General features: G+C 51.8%; 1 protein-coding gene. It reads left to right on the top strand.

Translation table 11 applies throughout. The annotated features are described in order from the left end of the window. Nucleotides 1-280, top strand: a 280-nt coding sequence (locus Q4563_RS19415; protein ID WP_303605682.1) for a thiamine pyrophosphate-binding protein, incomplete at both ends; no start/stop codon positions are given.

Below are 280 nucleotides of genomic sequence, written 5' to 3'. Positions count from 1 at the left end.
CACGATTACCGGTATCGCGACAGCGTTTACCGACTCCATTCCAATGGTCGTCATTTCTGGTCAGGTGATGAGTCATTTGGTGGGCGACGATGCCTTTCAGGAAACCGACATGCTGGGTGTTTCACGCCCGGTAGTGAAGCACAGCTTCAGCGTTCGTCGGCCAGAAGAAATTCCGGAGCTGATCGCCAAGGCGTTTTATATTGCCAATACCGGCCGCCCAGGGCCTGTACTGATTGATATTCCAAAAGACATGACCATGCCGAATGAACGTTACGAATAC

The organism is Gilvimarinus sp. 1_MG-2023 (assembly GCF_030548285.1).
Note: the sequence above shows the minus strand (reverse complement) of the source record. Positions and strands in the feature narration are given on the sequence as shown.